Raw genomic sequence first — 254 nt, 5'->3', positions numbered from 1 at the left:
TTAACATCGTTTGTATTAACATTCCTGACATTTAGCAGCACAGCAAATCGATTTTTTGATGCGGCAGCAATGGCTGAATTGTGTAGAAGTCTAAGCAACGCATGTGAGGTGCTGTGAGCTGGTCTGCAGCCCGATTGATTCTTCGGAATGTGTTTCTCTGATTGCTGGCGTAGTCGATGTTCAATGATACTTTCAACCAACTTTGCCAAAGAAGTCAATAAGGCTATCGGGCGGTAGTCACCGGGTTTGGATTT

Annotated in this window: 1 protein-coding gene; it reads right to left on the bottom strand. The window is 44.1% G+C overall.

The window, feature by feature from the left end; translation table 11 throughout:
• A partial coding sequence (locus B5P42_RS33330) for a reverse transcriptase domain-containing protein (protein ID WP_142674082.1) occupies positions 1 to 254 on the bottom strand: 254 nt, incomplete at both ends.

The sequence above is a fragment of the Bacillus sp. SRB_331 genome (assembly GCF_003264175.1).
Classification (GTDB): domain Bacteria; phylum Bacillota; class Bacilli; order Bacillales; family Bacillaceae_G; genus Bacillus_A; species Bacillus_A mycoides.
The sequence above is the reverse complement of the archived record's forward strand: the minus strand, read 5'-3'. Positions and strand labels throughout refer to the sequence as shown.